The sequence below is a fragment of the Streptomyces thermocarboxydus genome (assembly GCF_024760485.1).
Taxonomy (GTDB): Bacteria; Actinomycetota; Actinomycetes; order Streptomycetales; family Streptomycetaceae; genus Streptomyces; species Streptomyces cellulosae.
This window is the reverse complement of record NZ_CP058273.1, coordinates 5,481,040-5,501,501: the sequence shown is the minus strand read 5'-3', so window position 1 is coordinate 5,501,501 and position 20,462 is coordinate 5,481,040. Positions and strand designations below refer to the sequence as shown.

Below are 20,462 nucleotides of genomic sequence, written 5' to 3'. Positions count from 1 at the left end.
CGGTGGGACAGAGGGAGTTGGCTCCCGTGATCGCCGCGCTCACCCCGCCGTCGCGTACCGGCTGACCGGGCGCGGCAGACCGAGGTGGCCGCGGAGGGTGGTGCTGTCGTAGGCCGTGCGGAAGGCGCCTCGGCGCTGGAGTTCGGGGACCAGGCCCCGGGTGATCGCCGTCAGGTCGTGCGGCAGGGCGGCGGGGCGGAGGCGGAAGCCGTCCAGGCCGGCGGCGCGCCAGTCGAGGAGGAGGCCGGCGAGTTCGGCGGGGGTGCCGGTGAAGATCTCCGCGTCGGATCGCAGGGCGGTTCCGGCCCGTTCGTCGAGGCGGGCCAGACGGCGGGCGGCGGCGCCGGGGCGTTCGTCGAGGACGACGAGGAGGTCGGCGAGGACCCGCAGCGGGCGTTCGGTCCGGTCGCGTCCGGCGTCCGCCACCGCCGCGTCCACCTGGCCGAGGATCGCCGCGGCGCCCTCCCGGTCGTGCGGGGTGACGGTGACGACGTCGGAGGCGGCGGCCGCGAACGCGTACGGGAGGGAGGCGTGGGCGAGGCTGACCACGGGCGGCTGTCCCTGCGGGCCGCGCGGGGTGATCGAGGGGCCCTTGACGCTGAACCACCGTCCCTCGAAGCCGATGTGGTGGACCTTGTCGCGATCGAGGAAACGGCCAGTGGCCGCGTCCCGTATCTCCGCGTCGTCCTCCCAGCTGTCCCAGAGCCGCCGCACCGCCTCCACCACGTCGGCGGCCTCGTCGAAGAGGTCACGCAGCCGGGCGGCGATCTTCTCCGGGTCGGTGACGTCCTCGTCGGTCAGCTGAGGTGTGGTGCGGCGGCCGAAGAGGGCCGCGTCGGAGGCGCGGGACGCGATCTGCGGCCGCCAGCCGGCCCGGCCCAGGGAGGCGTGGTCGAGGGTGGCGGTGCCGATCGCGAGGTGGAACGGCTCGGTGTGGGTGACGTTGGTGGTGGGGACCAGGCCGATGCGGGTGGTGAGCGGGGCGAGGTAGGAGGCGAGGAGGACGGCGTCGAAGGAGCCCCTGACCTGGTCGGTGCGGTCGTCCGGGAGATGGAAGGCGGCCGACTGGAGGCCGAGGGCGTCCTCGAAGGTGACGAAGTCCAGCAGGCCGCGCTCGGCCTCCGTGACCAGGTCCGCCCAGTGGCGGGCGGTGAGCAGTTCGCCGGGGCGGGCGCCGTCCTCCCGCCACGCCGCGGGGTGCCAGCCGGCGCCGTCCAGGGCGACGGCGAGGTGCAGCGGGCGGCCGGTCATACGGGGGTCTCCTTCAGCTCGTGGGCGCCGCGGCCGCCCCAGGAGGCGGGGCGGGGCGCGTCGGTGAGGCCGAGGTGGTCGCGGAGGGTGGCGCCGGTGTAGTCGGCGCGGTGCACGCCCTTCTCCTGGAGCAGCGGCACCACCCGGTCGACGAAGTCGTCGAGGCCGCCGGGGGTGAGGTGCGGGACGAGGACGAACCCGTCGGCGCCGTCGGTCTGGACGAAGTGGTCGACGGCGTCGGCGACGGTGCGGGGACTGCCGACGAAGGTGGGACGGCCGCCGACCTCGACGACCAGTTCCCGGATGGACAGGCCGCGTTCGCGGGCGAGTTCGCGCCAGGCGCGGGCGGTCGCGGCGCGGTCCTTGCGGAACACGGAATGGCCCTTGAGGAAGTGCGCGTCGTCCTCGGGCTCGACGTCGGGCAGCGGGCCGTCGGGGTCGTAGCCGCTGAGGTCGCGGCCCCAGACGGCCTCCAGGTGGGCGATGGCGGTCTGCGGGCTGACCAGCTCGCGGCTGATCTCGTCGGCGAGGACGGCGGCCTCCGCGTCGGTGTCGGCGACGACCACGTTGGCGGTGGGGAGGATCAGCAGGTCCTCGGGACGGCGGCCGTAGCGGGGCAGGCGGCGTTTGACGTCCCGGTAGAAGCTGCGGGCGACGTCGAGGCGGTTGTGCTTGCTGAAGATCACCTCGGCGTCGGAGGCGGCGAACTCGCGCCCCGCGTCGGACTCGCCGGCCTGGATCACCACCGGGTGGCCCTGCGGACCGGGCGGGGTGCTGAAGCGGCCGGAGATGTCGAAGTGCCGCCCGCGGTGGGCGAAGCGGCCCGCCTCGGCTCGCGCGTACTCCCCTGTGGCAGGGTCGGCCCGCAGGTCGTCGTCGGCCCAGCTGTCCCACAACGTCCGGGCCACGGTGAGGAATTCGGCGGCGCGGGTGTAGCGGTCGACCTCGGCGAGGAAGCCGCCCCGCCGGAAGTTCTCGCCGGTGAAGGCGTCGTAGCTGGTGACGACGTTCCAGGCGGCCCGTCCGCCGCTGAGCCGGTCCAGGGTGGCGAGGCGGCGGGCCACCTCGTAGGGCTCGTTGAAGGTGGTGTTGACGGTGGCGGCGAGGCCCAGGTGGGTGGTGACGGCGGCGAGGGCGCCGAGCACGGTCAGGTTCTCGGGGCGGCCCGCGATGTCCAGGTCGTAGACCTTGCCCTTGTGCTCGCGCAGGCGCAGGCCCTCGGCGAGGAAGAAGAAGTCGAACTTGCCGCGCTCGACGGTCCGCGCGAGCCGGACGAACGAGTCGAGGGCGATCTGGCTGCCGGAGCGCGGGTCCGACCACACGGTGACGTTGTGGATGCCGGGCAACTGGGCGGCGAGGTGCACCTGTTTCCGACGGGTTGGGGGCACAGTACGTCTCCTCCTGCGAAGTCCGTCCGGTGTCACGGGAGTTGGAGAGTTACGGGAGTCGGGACCGGACACGGGGTGATGGTCCGAGCCTGCACGGGCCGGCCGCCCGCTGCACAGTGCGGCCGGCCGCGCTTCACGAGGTGTTCATGCGCCCGCGACGAAGGGCTCGTGGGGCGTCGCTGCCCCCGGCCGCCGCGCCGGGAAGCCCGCGTGCCGCGCGTACAGGATCACCGCGATCACCGGCAGCAGGAGCAGCCCCACCGTCCACGGGAACGACTCGCTGCCCAGCGCGTCCAGCAGCACGCCGCCGACGATGCCGCCGCCGGCCATGGCCGCGTTCCACAGGGTGACCAGCATGGCCTGCGCCGCGTCCGCGTGTTCGCCGCCCGCGTCACCGACGGCCGTCTGCAGCAGGGTCGGCACCCCGCCCCAGCCGAGGCCCCACAGCACCACCGCGACGTAGACGAGGGCCGTGTTGTCGGACTGGACCGCCAGCAGCGCGGCCGCCACCGCCACCAGCACGGCGCCGCCGACGGTCAGCAGCCGCAGCCGGCGGTTGATCTGCGCGCCGACGATCCAGATGCTCAGCAGCGAGGCGCCGCCGAACACCAGCAGCACCAGTCCTGTGCTGCCGCCCATCCCGATGTCGTCGAGGAACGTGGCGATGTACGCGTACAGGATGGTGTGGGCGAGGACGAAGACGAGCGTGACGAACAGGACCGGGGTGACGCCCGGGACGCGCACCGTGCGCAGCAGCTTGGGCCGTTCGCCGCGCGGCTGGCCGGGGAAGTCCGGCACGACCGCGAGGATCCACACGAACAGCACCACCGTCAGCGCCGTCATCGACAGGAACGCCGCCCGCCAGCCGAGCCAGTCGCCGAGGAAGGTCCCGGCCGGCACGCCCAGGGAGAGGGCGACCGGGATGCCCGCCATCGCGATGGCCATCGCCTTGCCCTGGAGGTGGACGGGCGCCATGCGGCGGGCGTACCCGGCGAGCAGCGCCCAGGCCAGGCCGGCCGCCACACCGGCGACGAACCGGGCCACCATGGTCAGCCCGTACAGGGACGACACGGCGGTCACGGTGTTGGCGAGGGCGAAGCCGGCCACGGCGGTGAGCAGCAGCGTCTTGCGCCGCCAGGCGGAGGTGGCGGCGGTCAGGGGGATCGCGGTGAGGGCCGTGCCGACGGCGTAGACGGTGACGGTCTGGCCGGTGGCGGACTCGCTCACCCCGAGGTCGCGGCTCATCGCGGGCAGCAGTCCCGCGGGCAGGGTCTCGGTGAGGCTGGTGATGAAGACGGCGGTGGCGAGCGCCAGCAGTGCGAACAGCGGGAGTTTCTCCTCGCCGTCGCCCGTGCCGCGCCGGGGGCCGGGTGCCGCCGCGGCGTCGTGTGCCGTGTCGGATGCGGTGCTCATGGGGAATGTGCTCCAGGTTCGGGTGGGATGTCAGGGGGGTGAGCGGGGCCCGTCGGTTCAGGGGGTGCCGAGACCGCCGTCGACGGGGAGGCGGGCGCCCGTGGTGAACGTCGCCTCCGTGGCGAGGAACAGCGCGGCGCGGGCCACCTCCTCGGCGGCGCCGAGCCGGCCCAGCGGGGGCAGGGGTGCGGCGCCGGAGCCCGGCGCCTCGATACAGCCCGGCGCCACGGCGTTGACGCGGATGCCCCGCCCGGCCAGTTCGGCGGCCAGCGCCCGTACGGTGTCGGGGCACGGCGTCGGCGAGGTCAGTACCAGCGCGCCGCCGTCGCGGAGGTGGCCCAGCAGGGGCCGCGCGACCGGGACGGACCCGGCGAAGAGCAGGTCGACGCCGTCGCCTTCGCGTGCGGCCAGGACGGCCTCGATCCCGGCCGGCTCGAGAACCCCTGCGGACGAGCCCAGTTCGGCAGCGGCGTACGCGCGGTCCTCGGCGGTGCCGGCGGTCAGCAGGACCGTGGCCCCGCCCTCCACCAGCCGCTTGGCGATGGCCAGACCGATGGCGCCGGTCCCGCCCACGACGAGGGCCTCGGTGTGCGCGTACTTGGTCATGGGGTGCCGCTCCCTCCGTCCACGGTGCCCGTCCCCGCCGGCGCCGGTCATGGGACGACTGTGCGCCCGGAGGGTTCGGGGGACGTTCGGGAAACCTTCGGGCCGTCGCCGCGCCCAGGGGCGTGGGGGCGGCGGGTACGGTGGCGCCCATGCGGTTCGGGGTACTCGGTCCACTGGTGGTGCGGGACGACGGAGGTCGGGAGGTCAAGGTCCCCGAGGCCAAGGTCCGCGCGCTGCTCGCGGACCTGCTCGCGCACGACGGGGCGCCGGTCTCCGCCGACCGGCTCATCGACGACCTGTGGGGCGACGCGCCGCCCGGCCGCCCGCCGGACGCCCTGCGCGCCAAGGTGTCCCAGCTGCGGCGCGTGATCGGCCCGGAGCGGGTGGTGCGGCAGCCGCCGGGATACCTGCTGCGGCTCGACGCCGGCGACGAGGTGGACGCCGAGCGGTTCGGCGCCCTGGTCGCCGAGGCCCACGCCGCCGGCGACCCCGGCACCCGGGCCGCGCTGCTCACCGAGGCGCTGGAGCTGTGGCGGGGGCCCGCGTACGCCGACTTCGCCGACGCGTCCTTCGCCCGGGGGCCCGCGCTGCGGCTCGCGGAGCAGCGGCTGTCCGTGCTGGAGGCGCGGGCGGAGGCCCGCCTGGAGACGGGCGGGCACGCCCTCCTCGCCGGTGAGCTGGCCGACCTGGTGGCGCGGCACCCGTTACGGGAGCGGCTGCGGGCCCTGCAGATGCGGGCGCTGTACGCGGCGGGCCGCCAGGGCGAGGCCCTCGCGACCTACGAGGACCTGCGCGGACGCCTCGCCGAGGAGCTGGGCGTCGACCCGAGTCCGGAACTCGCCGCCCTGCACGAGGCGGTGCTGCGGCAGGAGGTGGAGCCGGCGTCCACGGCGGGCCGGCCCGTACGCCCCGGCACCGTTCGCGCGCCCTCGAACCTTCCCGTTCCCCTCACCCCCCTCGTCGGACGCGACGAGGCCCTCACCCGCCTCTCCCAACTGCTCCTCGCCTCACGGCTGGTGACCCTCACCGGTCCCGGCGGTGTGGGCAAGACGCGGCTGGCCCTCGCGGCGGCGGCCGTCGCCGAGCGGGACGGCACGGACGACGTCCGGCTCGTGGAGTTCTCCGGCCTGCGCGCCGGCGCCGCCGCCGACCTCGCGCAGGTCGTCGCCGCCGCCCTGGGCGTCCGGGACGACACCCCCGCCCCGCTGCCCGGCACCGGCGCGGCCACCCCCTCGCTTCCGCACCGCCTCGCCGCCGTGCTGCGCGACCGCCGCACCCTGCTCGTCCTGGACAACTGCGAGCACGTGGTCGACGCCGCCGCCGAACTCGCCGGGCTGCTGCTCGGGGCCGCCCCCGGCCTGCGGATCCTCGCCACCGGCCAGGAACCGCTCGGGCTGCCGGGCGAGGCGGTGTTCCTGGTGGAGCCGCTGTCCCCGGAGGACGCGGTTCGGCTGTTCATGGAGCGGGCGGCCGCCGCTGCCCCGGGTTTCCCACGCGACCCCGGCGCGCCGGACGAGCCCGACCGGCGGGCGGTCGCCGAGATCTGCCGCCGCCTCGACGGCATCCCGCTCGCCCTGGAGCTCGCCGCGACCCGCGTACGGGCGTTGGGCGTACGGGAGTTGGCGGCGCGGCTGCACGACCGGTTCCGGGTGCTGACGTCCGGGCGGCGCGGCGCCCCCGCGCGTCAGCAGACGCTGCGGGCGATGATCGACTGGAGCTGGGAGCTGCTCAGCGCGCCCGAACGCATCGTGCTGCGGCGGCTGGCCGCGCACCGCGACGGCTGCGACCTGGAGGCCGCGGAGGCGGTGTGTGCCGGGGACGGCGTCTCCCGCGAGGAGGTCCCGGACCTCGTCACGCGGCTGGTGGACCGGTCGCTGGTGGTGGTCGCGGACGGCCCGACCGGGCCGCGCTACCGGCTGCTGGAGTCGGTCGCCGCGTACGCCGTCGAGCGGCTGCGGGAGATGGAGGACCTCGCCGCCGTACGGGAACGGCATCTGCGGCACTACCGCGAACTGGCCGAGCGCGCCGAGCCGTTGCTGCGGGGTGATGGGCAGCGGGCGTGGCTGACGCGACTGGACGCGGAGGCGGGCAATCTGCGGGCGGCGCTGGACGAGGCGGTGCGGCGCGCGGAGGCGGGCGAGCCCGGGGACGCGGTGCGGCTGGCGACGGCGCTGGCGTGGTGGTGGCTGCTGCGCGGCCGCCTCACCGAGGCCCGTCGCAGCCTGGCCGCGGTGACGGCGGCCTCCCCGGACGACCCGGCGTACGCCGAACTCGGTCTGCTGCACACGGCGTTCGCGCTGCTGACCGGGGACCGCACGGTGGCCGACGGGACACCGAGAGCGGGTTGCGGCGCAGGTGACCGGCTCGCGGCGGCCGGGGAGGCCGTGCCCGACCCGGTGCGGCGGGCCCGCGCGCTGTGGCTGTGCGCGTACGGGCTGTTCAGCGCGGGTGACGCGGACGACGCGGAGAAGCTGAACGACCACGCCCTCGCCCTGGTCACCGATGCGCGGGACGACTGGGGCACGGCCGCCGCGCTGGGGCTGCGGGCCACGCTGGAGCTGGTGCGCGGGGACCTCGCCGGACTGGGCCGCGACGGCGGGCGCAGCGCCCGGATCTACCGCGAACTCGGCGACCGGTGGGGGGAATTGCAGACGGTCTCGCCGCTCGCCGCGCTCGCCGAGATCAAGGGCGCGTACGCGGACGCCGAGCGGCGTCAGCACGAAGGGCTGCGGATGGCGTGGGAGTTGGGGCTGGAGGCGGAGGTGTCCGCGCGGCTGTCCGGGCTGGGGCGGCTGGCGCTGCTGGCCGGGGACTGGGACCGCGCCCGCGAGCTGCACGAGCAGGCCCGCCGGATCGCCGTCGAGCAGGGCTACAAGTACGGGGAGATCCACTCCGGGATGGGTCTGGCTCTGGGCGCGCGCCGCTCGGGCGACCTCGACGCGGCCGAGGCGCAGCTGCTGCGGCTCCGTGACGCCTACGCGGACGTGTCGTCGGACGCGGGCGACCACCTGCTCCGGGCGGAGCTGGGCTTCGTCGCGGAGTTGCGGGGCGACGCGGGGGCGGCGGCCGCGTACCACGAGGAGAGCCTGGAGATCGCCCGCACGCTCGCCGAGCCGCGCGCGCTGGCGCTGTCCCTGGAGGGGCTGGCGGGTGCGGCGGCCCTGTCCGGCACGACGGCGGGGGCGTCCGCCGCGGCGGTCCACGCCGACGGCCCCCGCCGGCGCGCCCCCGGCGGCCCAGCGAGGAAGACGGCCGCACTTCGCCTGCGACACCCACCGCCGACCGGCCCACCTCCGCCTCCACTGCCGGTCACCCGGCACGCTGCGACCCGCCCACCGGGTCCACCCGTACCGCGTCGGGCCGACGCCAAGGCCTGCACGGGCACGGACGTGTCCGACACCACCGGTGTCGGACACGCGAGGGGCGCGCCCAGCCCTGGGCGCGCCCCTTGCGATCATCGACCCCTACTCCGGGTGGTCCGGCCGCTGCTCCGGCGGCTTGCCGCCACCCCGTCCGCCGCCCTTGTTGCCGCGGTCGGTGCCGTGGGCGCGGCCGCCCGCGCCGCGGCCGGGCTGGGACGCCTTGCGGGCCTCGCTGTCCTGTGGTGTGGCCGCGCCCTTGTCGCTGCGCCGCAGCTCGGGCTGTTGCGGGTTCGACATCGGCTTCCTCCTAGCGTCGCCTGCGCCTCGTAGCGCGCCTGCCGTGCACGGGTGTCTCGTGCGGACGCGCCGAAACACCCGCCCCGGGGGTCGGTCAGTCCCGTGAGCCGTCACCCGTCCCCGGTTCGGCGAGGCGCCGGTGGGCCGCCGCCTTCACGCCGTCGGGCAGCACCTTCCCGGCCAGGCCCTGCGCCTTCGTCATCAGCGACCCGGTGACGGCCTTCTTCCGGCCCTTCACGATCGCCTCGAACGCCTGCTCGGCCACCTGTGCCGCCGAGTCCTTCTCCATGGTGCCCATGCGGGCGTCGTCCGCCATGTCCGCCCGGTCGAAGAACTCCGTCTCCGTCGGGCCCGGCATGAAGGCGGTGACCGTCACCCCGGTGTCCTTCACCTCCTCCGCCAGCGCCTGCGCGAAGGACTGCACGAACGACTTGGAGGCGTTGTAGACCGGCTGGAAGGAGCCCGGCATCTGGCTGGCGACGGACGAGGTGAAGGCGAGCCGCCCTTCGCCACGCGCCACCATCGCCCGCAGCAGCGGCTTGGCCAGCCGTACGGTCGCCGTGACGTTCAGGTCGATGACCGCCTGGTCGTCGGCGAGGTCGGTGTCGACGAAGGCGCCGCCCTGGCCGACCCCTGCGTTGAGGACGGCGACGTCCACGGTCAGGCCGTCGAGCGCGTCGAGGAGCAGGAAGCGTCCCTCGCCGGTCCGCAGGTCGGCGCGCACCGCCCGCACCTCGGCGCCGGACTCCCGCAGCTGCCGCGCCGCCGCGTCCAGCTCCTCGTCCTCGGCGTTCACCACCAGGTCGTAGCCGTGCGACGCGAACTGCCGGGCCAGCTCGAGGCCGATGCCGCTGGACGCGCCGGTGATCAGTGCGAGGGGGCGTGTGTCAGTCATGCCCGACGGGTAACCCCGCCCGCCCGGGTCACGCACCGCGCCCCTCCGGGTCCGCGCCCCTCCCCCGTCCGGGTCAGCCGCACCGCACCCACCGGCGACGTTTCCCGCGCCCCCCTCGTGGCTACTCGCGCCGTGCGGCACCGGACGCCTCCCGCCGCCCGACCTCCGGAGTGACCCGTGACCGTCTCCGTGGTCCTCTTCACCGCGGACCTGCGTCTGCGCGACCACCCCCCGCTGCGCGCGGCTCTGCGGTCGGCGGACGAGGTGGTGCCGCTGTTCGTGCGGGACCCGGGGATCCACGCGGCCGGCTTCGACGCGCCCAACCGGCGGGCCTTCCTCGCCGACTGCCTCCATGACCTCGACGCCTCGCTGCGACAGCGCGGCGGGCGGCTCGTGGTCCGCTCGGGGCCGGTCGTGCCGGAGGTGTGCGCGGTGGCCTCCGCGTGCGGGGCCGCCGAAGTGCACATGGCGGCGGGCGTGACCGCGTACGCCCACCGCCGTGAGGAGCTGCTGCGCAAGGAGCTGGGCGTCGCCGGGGTGGCGCTGCGCGTGCACGACGCGGTGATCACCGCGCTCGCCCCGGGTGCGGTGACCCCGGCCGGCTCGGGCCACTACGGCGTCTTCACCCCGTACCTGCGCCGCTGGTCGCAGCAGACCCTACGCACGCCCCTCGCCGCGCCCCGCGCCGTCCGCGTCCCCGAGGGGGTGCGCGGCGAGCCGCTGCCCGTCCGCGCGGACGTGTCCGGCACCTCCCCCGGTCTTCCGCCGGGAGGGGAGAAGGCCGGCCGGGACCGGCTCGCACGGTGGTCACGCTCCGGAGGCATGGCCGCCTACGAGGACCGGCACGACGATCTCGCGGGTGACGCCACCTCGCGGCTGTCGCCGTACCTGCACTTCGGGACGCTCTCGGCGGCGGAGGCGATCCACCGGGCCCGTGAGCAGGGCGGTCCGGGCGCGGAGGCGTTCGTGCGTCAGCTGTGCTGGCGCGACTTCCACCATCAGGTGCTGGCGGCGCGCCCCGAGGCGTCCTGGCGTGACTACCGCACCCGCGACGACCGCTGGCGCGGCGAGGAGGACGCCGCCGAGGACATCGCCGCCTGGCGGGACGGACGCACCGGCTACCCGATCGTCGACGCGGCCATGCGACAGCTGCGCCACGAGGGCTGGATGCACAACCGGGCGCGCCTGCTGGCGGCGAGCTTCCTGACCAAGACCCTGTACGTGGACTGGCGGATCGGCGCCCGGCACTTCCTGGACCTGCTGGTGGACGGCGACGTCGTCAACAACCAGCTCAACTGGCAGTGGGCCGCCGGCACCGGCACCGACACCCGCCCCCACCGGGTCCTCAACCCCACGGTCCAGGCCCGCCGCTTCGACCCGCGGGGCGCGTACGTACGCCGCTGGGTCCCGGAACTCGCCGACGTCGACGCCCGGCAGATCCACGAGCCGTGGCGCCTCCCGCCGGAGCGGCGCGACGCCCTCGGCTACCCGGACCCGGTGGTCGACCTCGCCGAGGGGCTCGCTCGTTTCCGTCACGCGCGGGGCCGAGACTGAGGCCCGGACGAGGGGCCAGCCGTCCCGGCCGGCACCTCCCGCGCCGCCCGCGTCCCCGACGCCGGAGCCCCTGCACGGAACCGGTCGCCCGGTGGTCCGGGACTTCACACGCTGAGCGCCGCCCGTACCGTCCCCTCCGCCTCCGCTCCCCCGTCGCCCGACGACGTGACCCGTCCGGCCTCCAGGACGTAGTACCGCTGGGCGGCGCGCATGGCGAAGCCGACATGCTGTTCGACCAGGAGGACGGACAGGCCGCCGCGCCGGGTCAGGGCGAGGATCGTCTCCTCGATCTCGGCGACGACGGACGGCTGGATGCCCTCGGTCGGCTCGTCCAGGAGCAGCAGCCGGGGCCGGGTGACCAGGGCGCGGGCGATGGCCAGTTGCTGGCGCTGGCCGCCGGAGAGGAGACCGGCCCGGCGTCCGGACAGCTCCCGCAGGACCGGGAAGAGGTCCAGCGCCTCCGCGACGGCCTCCTGGCCGTCGGGGCGGCCGTCGGCGACGAGCCGGAGGTTCTCCGCGGTGGTGAGGTGCGGGAAGCTCTGCTGTCCCTGCGGCACGTACGCCACACCGCGGGCGACCCGTTTGTGCGGGGCGAGGCGGGTGATGTCCTCGCCGTCCAGCAGGACCGTGCCGGCGGACGCGGGGAGGAGCCCCATGACCGTGCGCAGGAGGGTGCTCTTGCCGGCGCCGTTGTGGCCGAGGACGGCCGCGACGCCGTCCTTCGGCACCTCGACGGTCACGCCGTGCAGCACGGTGGTGCGGTCGTACCCGGCCCGCACGGACTGGATCTGCAGCATGGGTCTCACGCCTCCTCGGCGACGGGGACGGCGGCCGGCCCGGGTTCGGGTTCGGGCTCGGAGGCGCGGCCCAGGTAGACCTCCTGGACGCGGGCGTCGGCCTGCACCTCGGTGACCGAGCCCTCGCTCAGCACCTTGCCGGCGTGCAGGACGCTGACGCTGCGCGCGAAGGACCGCATGAAGTCCATGTCGTGCTCGATGACAACCACCGTGCGGTCCTCGCTGATCCGCCGCAACAGCCGCCCGGTGGCTTCGCGTTCGTCGTGGCTCATGCCGGCGACGGGCTCGTCGAGCAGCAGCAGCCGTACGTCCTTCACCAGCAGCATGCCGATCTCCAGCCACTGCTTCTGGCCGTGCGCGAGCACACCCGCCGGGCGGTCGCGCAGGGCGGTGAGGCCGGTGGTCTCCAGCGCCCGGGTCACCTCCTCGGGCACACCCTTGCGGCGCCGCAGCATGGTCAGCGGGCCGCGTCCGGCCCCCGCGGCGATGTCCAGGTTCTGCAGGACGGTCAGCTCCTCGAAGACCGTGGCGGTCTGGAACGTACGGCCGATCCCGAGCCGCGCGATGCGGTGCACGGGCCGCCCCAGCAGCTCCTCACCGCCGAAGCGGACCGATCCGCTCGCTTTTACGAGCCCGGTGACCGCGTCGACGAGGGTGGTCTTGCCGGCCCCATTGGGTCCGATGAGGAAGCGCAGGTCGCCGGGGCGGATGTCGAGGTCCACGCCGTCGACGGCCGTGAACCCGTCGAACGTCACCCGCAGGCCGCGTACGGTCAGTCCCTCGCCGCTCATGCCGCTCCTCCCGTCACGGGGTCGTCGGTCGTACGCCGTTTGCGCCGCAGTACGGTCACCAGGGAGGCGAGTCCCCCGGGCAGGAAGCCGACCGCCACCACGAACAGCAGACCCTGGAGGTACGTCCACGCGGCCGGGTACGCGTCCGACAGGGTGGACTGCGTCCAGGCGACGGCGACCGCGCCGAGCACCGCGCCCAGCAGGCTGGCCCGCCCGCCCACGGCCGCGCCGATGACGAAGCCGATGGACGGCACGATGCCGGTCAGCGCCGGGGAGATGATCCCCACGGCGGGCACGAACAGGGCGCCGGCCAGTCCCGCCATGCCGGCCGCGACGACGTACGCGACGAGCTTGACGTTGGCCGGGTTGTAGCCGAGGAACCGCACGCGCTCCTCGGAGTCCCGTACGGCGACGAGGAGTTCGCCGTAGCGGCTGACGAACAGCTGCCGCGCGGCGGCCATCAGCAGCAGGAGCACGGCGGCGACGACGAAGTACACCATCCGCTGGTTGACCGGGTCGTCGAGGTCGTAGCCGAAGAAGCCCTGGATGTCGGTGAGGCCGTTGGTGCCGCCCGTGGTGGCCTGCTGGCCGACGAGCCAGACGGCGAACGCGGCGGCCAGCGCCTGGCTGAGGATCGCGAAGTAGGCGCCCTTCACCCGGCGGCGGAAGACGAAGAAGCCCAGCACCGCGGCCACCGCCATCGGCAGCAGCACGGTCATGGCGAGGGCGAACGCGGGGCTGGCGAACGGCTTCCACCACCACGGCAGGGCGTCACCGGCGCCGTACAACTGCATGAAGTCGGGCAGGGTCTGACCGGTGACGGCGGCGTCGGCGAGTTTGAGGTGCATCGCCATGGCATAGCCGCCGAGCCCGAAGAAGACGCCCTGGCCGAGGACCAGCAGCCCTCCGCGGCCCCAGGCGAGGCTGACGCCGACGGCGACGACGGCGTAACACAGGTACTTGGCCAGGAGGTTGAGCCGGAAGTCGGAGAGGGCGAGCGGGGCGATGCCGAGCAGGAGCACCGCGCCGATGAGGAAGGCGCCGGGGACGCGGAAGCGCTCCAGGAACGGCGCCGGGGGCTCGGTGACGGGCGGTTCCGTGGCCGTCGTCCCGGCGGGTGAGGTCGTTGTGGTCATGCGAGGCTCCGGGTGCGCAGTGTGTACAGGCCCTGGGGTCGCCACTGGAGGAACACGACGATCGCGACGAGCACGACGACCTTGGCGACACTGACGGTGGTGGAGTACTCCAGGACCGACTGGAGCACGCCGAGCGCGAAGGCCGTGATGACGCTGCCCTTGAGCTGGGCGATGCCGCCGACGACCACGACCAGGAAGGCGTCGACGATGTAGTTGGTGCCCATCGTCGGGCCGATCGGGCCGACCAGGGTGAGCGCGACGCCGGCCACGCCCGCCAGGCCCGAGCCGATGAAGAAGGTGGTGCGGTCGACGCGTCCGGTGGCGATGCCGGACACCTCGGCCAGGTCGCGGTTCTGTACGACGGCCCGGATGCGCCGGCCGAGCGGGGTGAGCCGCAGGATCAGCGTGAGGGCGAGGACGCACAGCAGGGCGATGCCGAGGATGAACAGCCGGTTGTTGGCGAGGGTCACCCCGCCGACGGAGACGTGCCCGGTGAGCAGGTCCGGGGCGGTGGTCTGCACGTTGGGGGCTCCGAAGACGTCCCTCGCGAGCTGCTGGAGCATGAGGGACACGCCCCAGGTGACCAGCAGGGTGTCCAGCGGCCGGGTGTAGAGCCGCCGGATGAGCAGCCACTCCAGGAGCGCGCCCATCGCCCCGGCGACGAGGAACGCGAGCGGCAGGGCGACGAGCAGACAGACGCCCGCGCTGCCGACCGCCTGCTGGAGGACGTACGCGGTGTAGGCGCCGGCCATGATGAACTCGCCGTGCGCCATGTTGATGACGCCCATCTGCCCGAAGGTGAGGGTGAGTCCGAGGGCGATGAGCAGCAGCACGGCACCGATGCTGATGCCGGTGAAGGACTGGTTGAGGACGACCGTCATGAGGCGGCTCCGGATCGGGGACGGACGGAGTCAGGCGGGGACGGGCGGGGCGCGCAGGGGCGCGCGGGGCTCAGGAGAGGCCGGAGGCCCAGTCGTAGCCCTTGAGGTACGGGTCCGGCTCGATCGGCGCGCCCGAGTTCCACACCTCGGTGATCAGGCCGTCCGCGCCGACCTTCCCGATGCGCGCCGTCTTGTGGACGTGCTGGGTGGCGCCGTCGACGGTGACCTTGCCCTCGGGGGCGTCGAAGGTGATGCCGTCGGCCGCGGCCTTCACGTCGGCCACGTCGAAGGAGCCGGCCTTCTCGACCATCGCCTTCCACAGGTACACCGAGATGTAGGCGGCCTCCATCGGGTCCGAGGTCGGCTTGTCCTTGCCGTAGGCGGCCTGGTAGGCCTTGACGAACCTGTCGTTCGCCGTGCCGGGGGTGGTCTGGTAGTAGTTCCAGGCGGTGAGCTGGCCCTCCAGGTACTGGGTGCCGATGCTCTTGACCTCCTCCTCGGCGATGGACACCGACAGCACCGGCAGGCTCTTCGCGGTGAGTCCGGCGGACTTGTACTCCTTGAAGAAGGCCACGTTGCTGTCGCCGTTGAGGGTGTTGAACACGGCGTCCGCGCCGGCGTCCTTGACCTTGTTGACGATGGTGCCGAACTCGGTGGAGCCGAGCGGCGCGTAGTCCTCGCCGACCACCTCCATGCCGTTGGCCTTCGCGTAGGCGCGGATCTCCTTGTTGGCGGTGCGCGGGAAGACGTAGTCGCTGCCGACCAGGTAGAGCCGGGTGAGGTCCTGTTTCTTGAGGTAGTCGAGGGCGGGCACGATCTGCTGGTTGGTGGTGGCGCCGACGTAGAAGATGTAGGGGGACTGCTCCAGGCCCTCGTACTGCACCGGGTAGAACAGCAGCGACTTGTTGCGCTCGAAGACCGGCTTGACGGCCTTGCGGCTGGCGGAGGTCCAGCAGCCGAAGGTGGCGGCCACCTTGTCGTCGGTGATCAGGGTCTGCGCCTTCTCTGCGAAGGTGGGCCAGTCGGAGGCGCCATCCTGGCTGACCGGCTTCAGTTTCTTCCCGAGGACGCCGCCGGCGGCGTTGATCTCCTTGACGGCGAGAAGAAGCGCGTTGTGCACGGTGACTTCGCTGATGGCCATGGTGCCGGACAGCGAATTCAGCAGGCCCACTTTCACCGTGTCGCCGGACGTGTCGGCTTTCGCGCCCGACGCGGAGGACGTGTCGCTGCCGGTCTTGGCGCCGCACGCGCCGAGCGCGGCGGAGGTGCCGAGGACGGAGAGACCGGTCAGAAGACCTCGCCTGCTGATACCGATGCCGGACATGCGGAACCTCCTTGCCCACAGGGGCGTTCGAGGGATGCGGGGACGGAGTGGGTGGACTCTCCGGGCCGGTCGCCGAAGTGCGTCCACAGCCTGGGGCGGAACTGTTTCCCCGGCGTTTCCGCGCAATTGACGAACCGTATCCAACGGCATTCCGGCGCGCCTTTATTGCTTCCGCGGGAAAGGATCAGTTCGGGTCAATGCGCTGCAAGGGGAGTGTTGTCGGCGGGTACGCTCGACGCGTCCCCGGGGCGGGGACGTACTCTGTGGACGCATGCTGAGGAGTGGAATGGCGAGGCGGCCCCGGCGGCCCGAGGAACTGCTTCATCTGCTGACGCGGGCCGAGCGCCTCTCGGTGGCGCGGATCCGGTCCGTGCTCGACGAGTTCGGCTGTTCCGTGGAGGCATGGCGGGTGCTCGACCTGCTGTCCGACGGCGCGGGACACACCATGACGGCCGTCGCCGGCCACGCGTTCCTGCCGGCGCCGACGCTGACGAAGCTGATCGACCAGCTCGTCGACCAGAACCTGGTGTTCCGCCGCATCGACCCGAGGGACCGGCGCCGCGTCCTGGCGCAGCTCACCCCACGGGGCCTGGAGCGCTGGCAGCAGGTGTCGGGCGCGGTGCGGGCGGAGTGGGCGGAGGCGGGGCCGCTGACCCCAAAGGACGAGGACGTGCTGCGGACGCTGCTGGCCCGGCTCGGTGACGCGTGGGAGGAGGCGCCGGACGGGGTCACAACAGGCCGTGCGGGGAGCGCAGTTGGGCGAGGACGTTGAAGTCGAGCCCGTCCGCCTCGGCGAGGTAGATGCGCTGGCGGACATGCCGTCCGTCCAGGCCGAGCAGTCCGCGCGGGCCCTCGTAGCGGACGTCGGCGGCGGTCGCGCCGATGGCGGACACGTCGAGGGTGCGGGCCCGTTCGACCAGTGCGGCGAGCAGCCGCACGCCCTCGTAGCAGGACTCGCCGAGGCTGCCGGGCACGGGCGCGTCGGCGCCGAAGCGGGCGGCGTGACGGCCGTGGAAGTCGAGGGTGTTGCGGTCGGCGAGCGAGGCGAAATACCCCGCCGTGCTGTAGAGGTCGACGGTGGCCTCGGGGCCGCCGGCGAGGAGCATGTTCTCGTCCATCAGCGTGGACAGCCGCAGACAGCGCCGGTCGAGCCCGGCGGCGGCGAACGCGCGGTTGAAGCGGACGGCGTCGCCGCCCACGAGGAGCACGATCACCCCGTCGGCGTCGGCGCGCTCGATGCGCCGCAGCAGCCCGGCGAACTCGTCGGCGCCGAGCGGGAGATACGCCTCGCCGCAGACGCGCCCCCGGCTCTCGCGGGCGTAGCGCCGGGCCGCTCGGGCGGTGCGCCGGGGCCACACGTAGTCGTTGCCGACGACGAACCAGCGGCGCACACCCCGCTCCTCGGCGAGCAGCCGCATCGCGGGCAGCAGCTGCCAGGAGGGCGTCTCGCTCGTGAGGTAGACGCCGTCGGTGCGCTCGCCGCCCTCGTACAGGGCGGTGTAGACGTACGGCACGCGGTGCGCGATGCGCGGGGCGACGGCCTGCCGTACGGAGGAGATGTGCCAGCCGGTGACACCGTGCACGGCGCCGGTGGCGACGAGTGCCTCGACCTCGTCGGCGACCTGCCGGGGCTCGGCGCCGCCGTCGACCTCCAGCAGCCGCAGCTCCCTGCCGAGCACGCCGCCGTCCCGGTTGATCTCCTCGGCGGCGAGCCGTGCGCAGGACTCGCAGGTGGGGCCGAAGATGCCGGCGGGCCCCCGCATCGGGTACACGAGGGCGACGTTCAGGGTCGACCCGTCGGCCGTGAACCACTCGGGGGCACGGAGACGGGGCGGCGGACTGTGCATGGCCCCCATGATGGCGGCCCGGGTGGAGCTCCCCAACCGGCGGTTCGCAGGGTGAGACCGCCGGCCGGGGAGGGCGAGGTGTCCGGCGTCAGCCGGAGACGGTGATGGTGGAGCTGCCGCTGCTCTGGTAGCCCTCGGTCGCCAGGATCATGTAGTACCGGAAGTCACCGAGGTTCATCCCGGCGCGCGCCCAGGCGTCGAAGTGGTTGCCGGTGGTGATGGTGCCGGAGCCGCTGGTCACCTTCTGCTGGCGGACGCTCCAGTACTGGTCGAAGGTGCGGGTGCCTTCGACGGAGGGGGCGTTGTACCGGGTCGTCTTGTAGATGTCGTACGTGCCGCCGTCGCTGTAGACGGTGCCCCGGAACTCACCCGTGGGCCGGTAGCTGCCCCAGTTGTCGACGATGTAGTACTCGACGAGCGGGTTGGAGGTCCAGCCGTAGAGGCAGCCGTAGCCGTTGCCCGACGGGTTGAACCAGCCGTTGTACCGGACGGTCCGGCGCCCGCCGTTGGCCCAGCCCTTGCCGGCCACGAAGTTGCCGCAGTTGGTCCACTGGGTGCTGTAGCTGCCGCCGCCGTTGAGCGTCATGGAGACGGAGCCGCCGCCGTCGGTCCAGAACGAGTAGTACATGCCGTCGTACCCGGTCTGGTTGGTGGTGATGGTGGTGGCGGCGTGCGCGGTGCCGGGCAGCAGCAGCCCGGACCCGGCGACGGCCGCGGCGGCGCCCGCGCCGGTGCCGACGAGGAAGCCGCGCCGGCTCAGGCCCATGAAGGGGCGCGGGTTCTGCTCGGACTCGTACCGCTTGCCGTCCTGGTTCATGCGTCCTCCCGAATGAAGGCTGGTGGGGGGGCCGGGCGGCTGGTGCCACCCGCTGCCTTGCAGGGCCGACCACCGTGGCTCCCAAGTGACGCCTGGGGCACGGGGGTTGGCTGTCGTGCGGTGGCCACAGTGTTCGTAGGGCGACATGGGCGTGTCAACAGTTTCGGCAGCCTTTCGGAAACTTGCTCTTCACACTTCGGGAATGGTGCGATCCATCAGCGCAGGTCACACATCATGAAGGCCGTATACCTTCCCTTGGATGCATGCGTCGCCAAGCGATCAACTCGCAAGCCTGTACACGTCCGGCGAAAGTTTCGTCGCGCCCGGGCGCGTCCCACGGACGCTCCGGCCCGAGATAACGAAGTCCACCCCGCGACCCCGCGAGATTTCGGCCATCGGCGAGTTCACGCCACGCCGTCCACCGAAGCCGCGCCTGCTGCCAGCCGCCGGATTCCGGCCAATTCCCGGCCCTCGGCACTTCGTTACCGACAGCATTACAACCGTTTCTCATCGTGACGCGCATCACTCCGGGTAACCCAGGGTTACCCCTGTTTCCAGGTGATTTCTGGCGTTGGACGGGCCGCCAAGATCCCGTTTCCATAGGGGCCTTGAACCGCGGGGGGGGCGGCGGGATGTCCCCTCGGAGCCGAGAAGGGGGTCCCGATGCCGGAGGCACGGGAGATATTCAGCAGACGTCAGTCATTGGCCATCCTGGGCGGGATCGCGGCAGGGACCGCGGTGCCCCTGGGGGTGTTCGGGTCCCGGCCCGCGTACGCGGCGGACCCGGTGCCGGCGGACGGCGGCGCGGGGCTGCCCGACACCGACCGCGCCAAGGTCGTACGGGCGTACCGGACGGGCGGCCGTGCGGTGCGGACGGCCGCGGCGGCGGCGCTCGTGGGCAACACGGACGCGGTGTCCGCGTTCCTCGGCGAGCGGCTGCCGGCGGCCGAGGCCGAGGACAACCGGTTCGCCCTCACCCAGGCCCTGGTCAGCGCGGGCAAGGCCACGCGCACGGGCATCGGCGAGGCGCTGTCCGGCGGGGACGCGGCCGTCGCCGCCTATCTCGGCGGCGGCTTCCAGACCGCGGTGCGCGAGGACCTGCGGGTGGCCGTCACCACGGTCAACGCGCACGGCGGCAAGGCCGTGAAACGCGAGTCCTCCGAGGCGCTGACGGCCGGGACGGACTTCGCACTGCGGTCCTTCCTCAGCACCGGGCAGTACGACGCGCTCCACGAGGACCAGCGCGTCCAGGTGACGTCGATCCTCGTCACCGCCTCGCCGCAGGTGCGCCAGTACGCGGAGCGGGCGCTCGACGACGGCTCGCCCCGGGCGATCCAGTGGTTCCTGACGACGGGGCAGTACATCGCCCGGGCGCGGGACGAGGAGACCGCCACGATCCAGCAGCTGGTCAAGATCGTGGAGTCGGAGGGCAAGCTCGCCGAGCGCAAGACCGACGAGGCCGTCGAGCTGTCGGAGCAGGCGGTCCAGGCGGCCGAGAAGGCCAAGACGGCCGCGCTGGAGGCCAAGGCCGAGGCCCTGGCCGCCGAACAGGACGTGCAGCGCTCGGCGAAGGCGGCGAACAAGGCGGCACGGGCCGCGCAGGGAGCCGCGGCCGCCGCGTCGACCGCGGTGTCCGCCTCGCGCACCGCGCAGGCCGCGGCCCGCCGTTCGGTGTCCGCCGCGAACGCCGCCGCAGCGCTGCCGCGCCGGGGGGCGCCGCGTCGCGTGCCTACCACGCGCGATCAGCGCGTCGAAGAACGCGAACATGGCAGAGGCCGCAACCAGGCGGCGCAGGCCGCGAAGGCCATGGTCAGCTGGGTCCGCACGGTCGCCGCGAAGGCGCGGCTCGCGGCCCTCGCCTCCGACGCGGCGGAGTCCGCGGGTATCGCCGCGCGGGTGCCGCGGTGACTCGGCCGCAGCGCGCGCGCTTCCGCCGACGCCGCGCGGCCTCGGGCCGCGCAGTCCCAGGCCGCCGAGGCGCAGCGTCAGGCCGCCATCGCCGAGCGCGCGGGCCGGGCCACGCGCCGCGAGCCGGCCTCCACCCTGTCCGCAGATCGGCGGCCGCGCGCGCACCGCGGCCGACGCCGCCGACAGCGCGGCCGA

General features: G+C 73.8%; 16 protein-coding genes. 4 read left to right on the top strand and 12 right to left on the bottom strand.

What is annotated here, in order from left to right; translation table 11 throughout:
- Positions 1–39: 39 nt before the first annotated feature.
- The 4 genes from AY578_RS25315 to AY578_RS25300 all read right to left on the bottom strand — a co-directional run bounded on the left by AY578_RS25315 (position 40) and on the right by AY578_RS25300 (position 4,658).
- Positions 40–1,251 carry an LLM class flavin-dependent oxidoreductase gene (locus AY578_RS25315; protein WP_258905625.1) on the bottom strand — a complete coding sequence of 404 codons (1,212 nt, stop codon included), beginning with the start codon at positions 1,249–1,251 and terminating at the stop codon, positions 40–42.
- Positions 1,248–2,639, bottom strand: a complete 1,392-nt coding sequence (locus tag AY578_RS25310) for an NtaA/DmoA family FMN-dependent monooxygenase (RefSeq protein ID WP_026244058.1) — start codon at positions 2,637–2,639, stop codon at positions 1,248–1,250. The genes AY578_RS25315 and AY578_RS25310 overlap by 4 nt, the downstream gene beginning before the upstream one ends.
- Before the next feature lie 144 nt (positions 2,640–2,783).
- Positions 2,784–4,052, bottom strand: coding sequence for an MFS transporter (locus AY578_RS25305; RefSeq protein ID WP_019526414.1), 1,269 nt, complete (start codon positions 4,050–4,052; stop codon positions 2,784–2,786).
- Positions 4,053–4,109: 57 nt separating this feature from the next.
- Positions 4,110–4,658, bottom strand: coding sequence for an SDR family NAD(P)-dependent oxidoreductase (locus tag AY578_RS25300; RefSeq protein ID WP_258905621.1), 549 nt, complete (start codon positions 4,656–4,658; stop codon positions 4,110–4,112).
- Positions 4,659–4,807: 149 nt separating this feature from the next.
- On the opposite strand from AY578_RS25300, the gene AY578_RS25295 reads away from it, so the two are divergent.
- Positions 4,808–8,350, top strand: coding sequence for an ATP-binding protein (locus AY578_RS25295; protein WP_258905620.1), 3,543 nt, complete (start codon positions 4,808–4,810; stop codon positions 8,348–8,350).
- 61 nt (positions 8,351–8,411) lie between these two features.
- Here AY578_RS25295 and AY578_RS25290 read toward each other — a convergent pair whose 3' ends face one another.
- Complete coding sequence (locus AY578_RS25290) at positions 8,412–9,212, bottom strand: SDR family NAD(P)-dependent oxidoreductase (protein ID WP_136237994.1); 801 nt, start codon at positions 9,210–9,212, stop codon at positions 8,412–8,414.
- A 177-nt stretch (positions 9,213–9,389) separates the two neighbouring features.
- On the opposite strand from AY578_RS25290, the gene AY578_RS25285 reads away from it, so the two are divergent.
- Positions 9,390–10,766, top strand: coding sequence for a cryptochrome/photolyase family protein (locus AY578_RS25285; RefSeq protein WP_215047870.1), 1,377 nt, complete (start codon positions 9,390–9,392; stop codon positions 10,764–10,766).
- A 104-nt stretch (positions 10,767–10,870) separates the two neighbouring features.
- On the opposite strand, the gene urtE is transcribed toward AY578_RS25285, so the two are convergent.
- From urtE to urtA, 5 genes are all read right to left on the bottom strand, one after another.
- Complete coding sequence (gene urtE / locus AY578_RS25280; RefSeq protein ID WP_137208774.1) at positions 10,871–11,563, bottom strand: urea ABC transporter ATP-binding subunit UrtE; 693 nt, start codon at positions 11,561–11,563, stop codon at positions 10,871–10,873.
- 5 nt (positions 11,564–11,568) lie between these two features.
- On the bottom strand, positions 11,569–12,354 hold the full coding sequence (gene urtD, locus AY578_RS25275; protein ID WP_215047871.1) for an urea ABC transporter ATP-binding protein UrtD: 786 nt from the start codon (positions 12,352–12,354) through the stop codon (positions 11,569–11,571).
- Positions 12,351–13,490: an urea ABC transporter permease subunit UrtC gene (gene urtC / locus AY578_RS25270; protein ID WP_019526406.1), complete on the bottom strand. Its 1,140-nt coding sequence runs from the start codon at positions 13,488–13,490 to the stop codon at positions 12,351–12,353. Before urtC ends, urtD begins: the two co-directional genes overlap by 4 nt.
- Positions 13,487–14,371 (bottom strand): urea ABC transporter permease subunit UrtB, encoded by an 885-nt coding sequence (gene urtB / locus AY578_RS25265; RefSeq protein ID WP_019526405.1) that lies wholly within the window; start codon positions 14,369–14,371, stop codon positions 13,487–13,489. The genes urtC and urtB overlap by 4 nt, the downstream gene beginning before the upstream one ends.
- 70 nt (positions 14,372–14,441) lie before the next feature.
- On the bottom strand, positions 14,442–15,695 hold the full coding sequence (gene urtA / locus AY578_RS25260; protein ID WP_215047872.1) for an urea ABC transporter substrate-binding protein: 1,254 nt from the start codon (positions 15,693–15,695) through the stop codon (positions 14,442–14,444).
- Between the two features lie 286 nt (positions 15,696–15,981).
- Here urtA and AY578_RS25255 point away from each other — a divergent pair, with 286 nt between their 5' ends.
- The gene (locus tag AY578_RS25255) at positions 15,982–16,467 is read left to right on the top strand and encodes a MarR family winged helix-turn-helix transcriptional regulator (RefSeq protein ID WP_215047873.1); all 486 of its coding nucleotides are present in this window, start codon (positions 15,982–15,984) and stop codon (positions 16,465–16,467) included.
- Here AY578_RS25255 and AY578_RS25250 read toward each other — a convergent pair.
- Positions 16,424–17,542 carry a substrate-binding domain-containing protein gene (locus tag AY578_RS25250; RefSeq protein WP_258905615.1) on the bottom strand — a complete coding sequence of 373 codons (1,119 nt, stop codon included), beginning with the start codon at positions 17,540–17,542 and terminating at the stop codon, positions 16,424–16,426. The two genes, AY578_RS25255 and AY578_RS25250, sit on opposite strands and share 44 nt — an antisense overlap.
- An 88-nt stretch (positions 17,543–17,630) precedes the next feature.
- Complete coding sequence (locus AY578_RS25245) at positions 17,631–18,359, bottom strand: endo-1,4-beta-xylanase XynA (RefSeq protein ID WP_019526401.1); 729 nt, start codon at positions 18,357–18,359, stop codon at positions 17,631–17,633.
- A 663-nt stretch (positions 18,360–19,022) separates the two neighbouring features.
- Between AY578_RS25245 and AY578_RS25240 the strand changes: the two genes are divergently transcribed.
- Positions 19,023–20,267 carry an ALF repeat-containing protein gene (locus tag AY578_RS25240; protein ID WP_258905614.1) on the top strand — a complete coding sequence of 415 codons (1,245 nt, stop codon included), beginning with the start codon at positions 19,023–19,025 and terminating at the stop codon, positions 20,265–20,267.
- Positions 20,268–20,462: the final 195 nt, after the last annotated feature.